General features: G+C 65.9%; 5 protein-coding genes and 2 pseudogenes. 4 read left to right on the top strand and 3 right to left on the bottom strand.

Annotated features, from left to right (window positions below):
- Positions 1–553 precede the first annotated feature (553 nt).
- The gene (locus OG963_RS44255; RefSeq protein ID WP_371800428.1) at positions 554–3,010 is read left to right on the top strand and encodes a Helicase associated domain protein; all 2,457 of its coding nucleotides are present in this window, start codon (positions 554–556) and stop codon (positions 3,008–3,010) included.
- Positions 3,011–3,212: 202 nt separating this feature from the next.
- Positions 3,213–4,172, top strand: coding sequence for a hypothetical protein (locus tag OG963_RS44250; protein WP_371800427.1), 960 nt, complete (start codon positions 3,213–3,215; stop codon positions 4,170–4,172).
- A gap of 134 nt (positions 4,173–4,306) precedes the next feature.
- Here OG963_RS44250 and OG963_RS44245 read toward each other — a convergent pair whose 3' ends face one another.
- Positions 4,307–4,783 (bottom strand): hypothetical protein, encoded by a 477-nt coding sequence (locus OG963_RS44245; protein ID WP_371800426.1) that lies wholly within the window; start codon positions 4,781–4,783, stop codon positions 4,307–4,309.
- Positions 4,784–5,621: 838 nt separating this feature from the next.
- On the opposite strand from OG963_RS44245, the pseudogene OG963_RS44240 reads away from it, so the two are divergent.
- Positions 5,622–5,717 (top strand): annotated as a pseudogene (locus tag OG963_RS44240) (helicase); the annotation flags it as partial.
- Between the two features lie 1,526 nt (positions 5,718–7,243).
- Positions 7,244–7,630 (top strand): annotated as a pseudogene (locus OG963_RS44235) (DDE-type integrase/transposase/recombinase); the annotation flags it as partial.
- Positions 7,631–7,639: 9 nt separating this feature from the next.
- Here OG963_RS44235 and OG963_RS44230 read toward each other — a convergent pair.
- Complete coding sequence (locus OG963_RS44230; RefSeq protein WP_371800429.1) at positions 7,640–8,110, bottom strand: transposase; 471 nt, start codon at positions 8,108–8,110, stop codon at positions 7,640–7,642.
- A 230-nt stretch (positions 8,111–8,340) separates the two neighbouring features.
- Entirely contained in the window at positions 8,341–8,589 is a 249-nt protein-coding gene (locus OG963_RS44225; protein ID WP_371800425.1) for a PAS domain-containing protein, read from the bottom strand.
- Positions 8,590–9,260: the final 671 nt, after the last annotated feature.

Genomic DNA, 9,260 nt, shown 5'->3' with positions numbered 1-9,260 from the left:
GTACCACAGCGCTGCGCGCTGTGCAAGCGAAACGCGGTGCTTCGCACCGCGTGACAAATTGCTTCGCAATTTGTTGACGGCGTTTCACGCCTTAATTCCCGTGCTTCGCACGGGAATTGGAATTACGCTTCGCTTAAATTCCTGACAGGCAGGCGTGTCCGCTTCGCTCCCTCGCCCTGGTTCCGGCTTCGCCGGAACGGCTGGCTACGGGGTGAGGGTGTATCAGCGCAGGCCTGTGTAGCATCCCGAAGAAACGACCACCCCCACCCGGTGACGTGCCGTCACCCTGATCCGGCGGCCGGCCCTGTCGGATGGAGCGCACCGGACTCCGCTTCGCTCCATCCAGTGCATGATGACCCTTCACTTCCTGAGGCACACTCAGCACATGCAGAGCCTATCCCAAAACCCCACCCGTCGGACCCTGTTGCGCTAGAGTGATGCCCGCACATCACCATGATGATGCATCACGGGATGCAGTGTGTAGCATCCCGAGGAAACCGCTACCCCCTCCGTCAGGACCTGCCACCCCTCCCGTGAATTCTGGAGTACGGATATGACGAGCACAGAAAAGATTGTGCTTCGGCCTCATCAGGTTGAAGCAGTTGACGCTGTGGTGCGTGGTCTTGATATCCCTCCGGGGAAGCTGATTCCACGTAATGGTCTGCGGGCCACGGTGGTGGCGGCGTGCGGTACGGGAAAGACCCTCATCGCCGCGCACTCCGCACTGCGGCTCGCCCGTAGCGGCCGGGTTCTCGTGCTGCTGCCGACCCTGGACCTGCTGACCCAGACCGTGCGCGAATGGCGATCAGCCGGGCACACGGGGCCGGCGGTGGCGGTGTGTTCGCTGGATGACGACCCGCATCTGTGGGACCTGGATGTGCGTTCCACGACCAGCCCGCCGCAACTGGCGCTCTGGCACGGCCGCGGACCCGTCACCGTCTACGCCACCTACGCCTCCCTGCCAGTGCTGGCCGAAGCACACGAAGGCGCGTACGGGCTTCCCATGGACGTCTTCGACCTCGTGGTCGTGGACGAGGCGCACCGGACCAGCGGGGCGATGGGGAAGGCGTGGGCTGCCATCCACGACCAGGGCGTGATCCCCGCCATGCGCCGGCTCTACATGACCGCCACACCCCGCATCTGGAAAGAACACCCACCCCGGAAGATCGAGCGGGCCGTGTCGGAGACCGGGGAACGGTTCGAGGGGTGGGACCGGCTGCCACGCGAGCTCGCGTGCTCCATGGACGACCCCGAGATCTACGGGCCTGTCGTGTACGAGCTCTCGCTCGCATCAGCCGTGTCCCGGGGGCTTCTGGCGCGCTATCAGATCGTGGTCGTCGAATTGGCAGACCCCGTCGTCACTCCAGCCCGCCTGACTGGCGAGGAACGACGCGAGGAGCAGCTGCGGGGTGAGCGGATGGGGGCATTGCAGGCCGCGCTGCTGGAGACGATGGCGGTCCATGACCTGCAGACCACCATCACGTTCCATCACCGGACGATAGAAGCGTCCGCGTTCGCGACGGGGCTGCCGCGGGTGGCGCAGCGGTTGCATGCGTCGGATCCGGAGAGGTACCCGCAACGCGTGTGGGCGAACTGGTTGTGCGGGGAACACGAGATGGGCCACCGACGCCAGGTGCTCTCCGACTTCGGGCGCCGGGCCGGGCGTGCGGTGCTGTCGAACTGCCGTGTGCTGGGCGAGGGCGTTGATATCCGGGCGGTGGATTCGGTGGCGCTTTTGGACCCGAAGGGGTCGGCGGTTGATATCGTGCAGGCTATCGGCCGGGCGCTGCGTCAGAAACCCGGACAGGGCAAGATCGCCACTTTGATCGTGCCTGTGTTTCTGGCGCGGGGTGAGCAGCCGGAAGACATGTTCACTTCCTCCTCGTACCGCCCCTTGGTGAAAGTTCTTGAAGGGCTCAGGGCGCATGATGAGCGTGCCATCGAGATGCTCACTATTCCGCAGGAGAGCCAGAAGCAGGCCGTTGATCCGTCGCAGACCATCGGTCCGGAACCGGAAGACGGTGAAGAGGAGTCACGGCTGCTGCTCAGGTTCGCCGCTCCCAGAGACCCCGTGATGATCGCGAAGTGGGTCAAGTTCCAGATCCTCGACACCGAACGCCAGGACTGGACCCGCGGCTACGACACCGCACGCCGCTACTTCGACCGCGAGGGCTCCCTGGACGTGCCCTACGAACACACCGAAGGCGCCTACCCACTGGGCCGGTGGCTGTCCGACCAACGGCGGTCCTACCGGGCCGGGACCATGTCCAGCACCCGGGCCAACGAGCTCGAGGAGCTCGGCATGATCTGGGACACCGCCGACACGGCGTTCGCCGAGAACCTCGCCGCCGCCCGCGCCTACCACGCACAGGCCGGCACCCTGGCCGCACCCCGCCACGCCACCGCCCTCGACAAACCCGTCGGGCAATGGCTCACCAACCTCCGCCGGCCCGACGGACTCGGCAAAGACCCCGAGCGAGCTGCTCGGCGCGCCGAGCAGCTGGCCGCGATCGACCCGGACTGGAATCCGGGAGGGTTGGGGTGGACCGTGGACTGGCAACGCCACTACACCGGCCTGCGCGTGCTCCTCGTGGGCGGTGCCGGCCTCGAGGAGATCGTGCCCGGGGTAACGCACCACGGTGACGACATCGGACGCTGGCTCGCACGCCAGCAACGGGACTGGGGCCGGCACAACGAGGAGCAGCGGCGGCGGCTGGTCGAGGCGGGCGTGAAACCGGCCGTACGACCCCGCAAGGAGCCCGCGAAGGCCGGCACGGCGTCCGCCGGGTCGGGCAAGAGTGGTGCGGCCTTCCAGAAGGGCTTGGAGGCTCTGGCGCAGTACGTCGAGAGGGAGGGCGTGATGCCCAGCCGGGGCCACGTCGAGGTCTTCCCCGATGGAACGGAGCACCGCACCGGCATCTGGATCGGGAACCAGAAAGCACGCCGCGACAAGCTCGACGCCGAGCAGCTCCGCGCACTCGCCGGGTTGGGAGTGGAGTGGGCTGTGTAGCAGCGCAGAACGCCGCGCTGATCGTCTACGGACATGGCGGGCAAGGAGTTCGGCGTCGTGCTTGTTGACCAGGCTGAGAAAGGTCGGGTCGTTGGCGCGGGCGTAGCGCAGCAAGGTCCGCGTACAACCTGGCGTTGGTCTGGGCGGTCTGGTCTTCGCAGGGCGGTGCGGGATGTGCCGGATACTTCAGGAGCGAGGCGTGATGTCCAAGGTCGTCTATCTGGATCAGAACCACTGGGTCACGATGGCCCGGGCGCGTGTCGCGCCGGAGAAGATCCAGGTTGCCGAGGAGCGCCAGGCTGCTGACACGTTGTGGGGGCTCGTCGCGTCGGGGCAGGTCCGATTGCCGCTGTCCATGGCCCACCTGGTCGAGACCGCCCACGCCGGCACGAGGGACCGCCGCCGCCACCTCGCCCAGGCCATGCTGGACGCTTATGGCGGGTGGCACATGCTCAACCCGCTGGTTGTGCGGCGGTACGAGTTCGTCGGTGCTTTTAGCGGGCTGACGCTGACTGCGAAGGATGTCTTCACCACCGCAGCGAACTCGCCGTTCTTCGACTACGCGCCTGCCATCGGCCTCGCGGTCACTAGGCCCGTGCAGCCCTGGATGGCTGACCAATTCTGGCGCGCAGCCTGGGCGAGCAGCCTCCTGGAGGAGACTCTCTCGAAGGAGGATCTGGACGTCACGAACGCGGTTATCGAGCGGTGGGCCGCGGCCCCGGCCACGCTCGCCCAGTCCCTCCGAGACCATCCAGCGGAGCGCGACATGCGCATGGTGACGGCCATGTACATGATGGACGATCTGAAAGTGGAGATCGCTCAAGCATGCATGCTCGCAGGCATCAGCAACGAGGAACTCTCCGCCCACCTGCAACCTGAGAAGGCGGTCGGCTTCTTCACCAGCCTGCCCTTCAACGGAGGGGTGCTGGAGGTCACACAGGCCCGCTTGCGCAACGCGTCGGACAGGTGGGTCAACAACGACCTGAACGACTTGTTCTATCTCGCCTGTGCTGCGGGCTATGCCGACTACGTCGTCGCGGAGAAGAAGACCGGCCGCTTCCTCCAGAACGCCGACAGGTCACTCGCCGCCCCGCGCGCGTCAGTTCACCTCAACCTGCGCTCACTCATCCGCGACATACAGGCGCCGCAAGAACAGAATTGATGAGCTGACTCCGATACTGAACGGCTTCGACTCACATCGGCGGGCCCCGACTCAAGTATCAGCGCTGATTGGGAGGGCACGGCCGTCGCCAGGAGACCCGGCGACGGCCAGCCACGCCGTGACCCGCCGACAGGTCACGGGGCATTCCCGATGCGAACACCGGGTTCACAGGCTGAATCGACCCAGTCTGTGCAGGCTCCGCGCACCCCGATGTGTCGTGTCCATGCCCGAACAGAGTCCGACCGCAGAGTCGAGCGAGGCGGCGACGTGGCTTCCCGGCCGACGTGGGTGCGCAGCTTGTCATGGGCCTTGGCCCAGGTCTTGGTGTCCTTCGCGTGCGACGGGCTGTTCTGGAAGGCCCGCAGCGCTGCAGCGAGCCACGGTTCGTGGTCGCTGGCGGTGACCACGTAGCAGGCTTTCAGAAAGGCCAGGGTCTGCTGGGGGTCGACGGGCAGAGTGCTGCCGCTGATGACGCGGCGGGTGGTGCTGCTCGGCAGTTCGCCGGGGCCTGCCATCCGCTCCATCTCTCCGGGGGTGGGGTAGCCGGCCCACACGTGCTGGGCGCGCAGTGCCCGGCTGAAGTCCGCCAGGCTCCAGCCCGCGCCTCGCACGCCTCTGTTTCGCGCCTGCCGCCTGGTGAAGCGGGAAGCTGCCCGACCCTGTGCAGAACAGGCGGGTCCACTGGGGCGGAAGCAGCGTTCGGCTATGGCGTCACCGTGACGGAATTCCGTGACGCCTTCTCCCGCCAGGCCCGCGTGCGGCACCGCGAAGAACAGAACACCGCCGAGCGCCGATGTTCAACCCCCGCCGTCCATCCACGGCCGCAGACCGGACACGTCACTTCGTCCCCACGCTGCATCGCCGCCACCCGCCGGCGGGCCTGCTCCAACGCTCGCCACCGCCGCGACCTGCACCTACCCGAACAGAACACCGCTGCCGCCGACTTCGTCGGCGGCAGCGGCCCCACACTCCCCGCAATACCTTCGAACCACCCCACCAGAGGCCATAACCCCCAGCATCCCGACGGCCGGGCCGTACGACCAGGGATGTCAAACACTCACTTACGCGGACACGGCTTACTGGGTGACGATGGTTCGTGTCAGTCGTATGCCGATTCCGGTCAGTTGGGTGCCGAAGGGCTGGGATACCTGGAGCAGGACGGCAAGCCGTGCGGTCCAGTACTCGGCGGAGGGGGCCGCACATGCCGGGAAGCCACGGCGAGGATCCCGGAGACTCTCCGATGGCCGTGTTCCCGCTGGCGTCGGGGCGTGCGGCTGCGATGCCCCGGTTGCTGGACCTTGACAGCCGTGGAGAGCTGACGACCGCGCATGTGCACCTGGTGGCACAAGCGTTGGGAAGTCGGAGCGGACGGTGTGGCGGTGGCTGGCCGCTGTCCGGATCACCGCCTCGCCCGGATGGAGTCGTCTCATTTCAGCCGGCTTGCACGGGGAGATCCGTCTCGGGGCATGGGTCGGGAATCAACGGAGCAGGGCCGCCACGCTGACGCCGGAACGGGTGGAGGAAAACGCGAGCGCCGGCGCCCGTACGCGATCCGGACTGGGCCGTCGGCCGCCGCCGGTGAGCCCCAGGAAGACCAGAGAGAACCTCGCGCCGCCGTCACATGCGCCAGGAGCGGATGTGGTCGCCTGCCTGATAGACGTTGGCCTTGCCGGACTGGATGTCGCGGACCAGTTCCACCAGCGCGCCGTATGGGGGGGTCGATGCCCTCGCCCGAGGCGTGCATGTAGGCCGCAGCGACCTGGCAAGCATAGAGGGACTCTTCGGCGGGCCGGTGGTCGATCGACGAGCACACAAGGCTCGTCCACAGCCGCATCGCACACCTCTGAGGCCGCCCGCAGTGGCTCGACGCGCTGGCGTGATCGAGGCAGCGAGTCCTCCTGGTCGGGAGGGCATTGAACAATGACGACCAAGAGTCCGTCGAGCATTGGGGCATGAAGGTCAGGACGCTGGCTGTGTCGGGCGCGGTCGGCTCCAGCGCGGACAATGCACTCGCCGAATCATTCAACGCGACCTGCAGACGGGAAACCCTCCAAGGCCGCCGGGCATGAGACACCGAACGCGACGCCCACCTCGACCTCTTCCGCTGGCTGCACCGGTACAACACATCCAACGCCACTCCAGCCTCGGACACCGCAGCCCGATCGCCTACAAGCGAGCATTCCAAACAACAACTGCGCTGACCAAAGCCGCATAACCCGTGTCCAGGACCCGGGGTCAAGACCCCTTCGCGGGCATCACCTGGTGGGTGATGCCCGCGGCGACCATGGCGTCGATCATCTGCCGGTGTCAGTAGCCTTCCGGCTGGCCGCCCCTGCCCTCCAGCCACTCCGGCACCGAGGGCAGGTCCCGCACCACCGCCCAGTCGACGTCCGTCAGGTCCGACGGATAGCACCGAATATGGTGTGGACGATCAGCCGCGTTGCCATCCACGTGCACGAGGCGACCACACGGCAGGGAGGGCCGAGAATCAGCAGGCAGCAACACAGAAGACTGGGGTAAACGGACCTCCTGTTGCTCATGGGCTTCGACAACTACGAGCTGGCAGGGGCCCTGTCTTCATGGCGGGCAAGCCGTAAGATCACTCGGGGAAGAGATAGAGTATGAGGTCCCACTTATTGTTCTCATTGGGCCCCTTGCAACTAAAGGAGTTCCAGCTGCCGGTGTTCCTCTTTATTACGCCCTGAACATAGCATTCTTCTTCAGTGTCATATTCGCCACCGTATCCTTGGACAGGCGGGACGAACAATACAGTTGTCAGAGAAGTAGGACTGCCAGGTCCCACTCTCACAGTATTCCCACTAGCCGCACTCGCACTGGTTGCCATTCCGGCTGTGGCCATCACGGCCAATGCGATGACGGCGATCGCTCGTCGCTTGAGCACGAATCCTCCCAAATCAGAGTGAATTGTTCTCTGTCGCAATCTAGCCGCGACTGAAGGCTCTCCATAGAATTTACGGGTCTTTCGTTCCGGATGAGCAGTCAGTAAGCTTCTATCGTCCCGTACTGTGGAGTTAAATGGGCTGGTCAGCAGGTTTGGTGACAGCGCACTTCGACGGCTGACCGGGCTGATCCGGGAGGTCCACGTCGCCTCACGCGGCACCTACGGCTACCACCGCGTCCACGCCGAGCTCACCTTGGGCATGGGCATCCAGGTGTGCTCGATGACCGTGTCGGTCCTGATGACACAGGCCGGGATCTACGGGCTGCCCGGACCGGTGCGGATCAAGCGCCTGCGGGGTGTCGTCACCGCCGATGACCTGGTCAACCGGAAGTTCCATCGGCTGCGTGCCAACGAGCTGTGGGTCACCGACATCACGCAACACCTCACCACAGAAGGGTGGGTGTACTGCGCGGCGGTCCTGGACGCGTTCAGCCGCAAGATCGTGGGCTGGTCGATCGACTCCAGACAGGACGCCACCCTCGTGGTCAACGCGTTACTGAGGTTTTCAGGTCGGGGTCGGTGGGGTAATGGTCAGGCCGGTGCCGGCGAGGCAGCCGTTGATGAGGCCGGGTCTGAGCTGGATGTGTCGCAGGCCGCGCCGGAGGGTCTGGGTGAGGTGGTCGGGATCGGTGAACGCGGTGTTGGCCATCGGTCCGCGCCGTAGGAGCGACCAGATGCCTTCCACCGGGTTGAGGTCGGGCGCGTAACTGGGTAGTTGGAAGACGGTGAGCCAGTCGTGGTCGGCCGCGTACTGCTTCATGCCGGCGGCCAGGTGGGTGTTCAAGTTGTCCCACACGAGCACGACCGGGCCGCCGAGCTGGAGGTGGGTCCGGACGGCCAAGTCGCGGTAATCGGTCCACGCGAAGCTCTTGCGTGCCCCTTTGAAGGGCAGGTGGAAACGGGGGCGGTAGATCAGCCGCAGGCTTTCGTTGCGCTTCTGGAGTGCCCGGGACCGCGCCAGCAGCGCGGCGGTCATGGTCTCCGCTCTGCTCAGCGTCTCGCCGTTGTCCAGAGCAACACGGGAACGGACCAGCCCGGTGACATCCCTCACCTGCGAAATGATCAGAACGACCTGGCCATCTGGGCCAAGGACCGGTGCGGTGACCAAGCTCCAGTAACGCTCCTCAAAGCGCCCCGGCCGACGGCCAGGCACCGGAAGGTCGTACCAGCACAGCACCTTGGTATCAGCTCCCGTGTCGCGAGCACTCACTCCACGCACGCGCGAAGCCGGATGCCCCGGGCCACGGGGTCCTGCGGATCCCGCCGGAACACATCGAACACCGAAAAGCCCACCAACTCCTCGCGAGAGCGATCGCACGCCTCCAGGAAAGCCTGGTTGGCATCCACCAAGACCAGATCCGGCGTCAGGAGCAGCGCTGAGCCCAGGATCGCGCGGAAGACCGCCGCATAGTCCACAGCGAACGAATAAACCTCACCACTGCCGGAAGCGCGCATTCTCCGACGTCTACCCCAGCCAGACCGCCTCCGGCCGACCGACACTCCCCACGTCGCAGCAACGGTGGCATCGGCTTCGAGGTGAGTGCCTCTGCAGCCACCGGTCCTGCGCCTGGCATACATGCCGCCAGGAGGCATATATGCCGGGCGCAGGAGTCTCCACACGCATGCTCCCCGAGCTGTTCCTTGGCGTCGCTCACGTACAGGCATCGACAGAAGCATTCGTGAGACGAATACGCTGCGAACTCCGGGAACCGGCCCTTCCGCCCACTCAGCGCACAGTACGCGTCCCGCGAATACTTGAACCGTCCGCACGCGCTCTCGAAGTATTCGTCAGACGCATACCGTGCCCCGCCTCCAGCGGGGTGCCCTACGCCTTACGCCGGCCGACCCCCTCGCGTCAGGGACGGGGCCGTCAAGCCTGTGTCCGAGGCTGCCTGGGGCTCAAGTCCCTTGCGAATCCCCGCCGGGGGATATCGGAAGTATTCGTCTCGGGCATACCTTGATCGACTGCAGTCGCGTGGCAGTCCCCGCGGTCCTGTCTCAGTGGTTCGAGGGACGTTGGTAGTGAGGCCGGTGGCTGCCGGGTGCAGGTGGTTGGTGCAGGGGCGAGGTGGGTGGCAGGACGGCGGCGCGGGCAGCGGCGGTACGGACACGCATCTGTTCCAGGC

The organism is Streptomyces sp. NBC_01707, from assembly GCF_041438805.1.
Classification (GTDB): domain Bacteria; phylum Actinomycetota; class Actinomycetes; order Streptomycetales; family Streptomycetaceae; genus Streptomyces.
The sequence above is the reverse complement of the archived record's forward strand: the minus strand, read 5'-3'. Positions and strand labels throughout refer to the sequence as shown.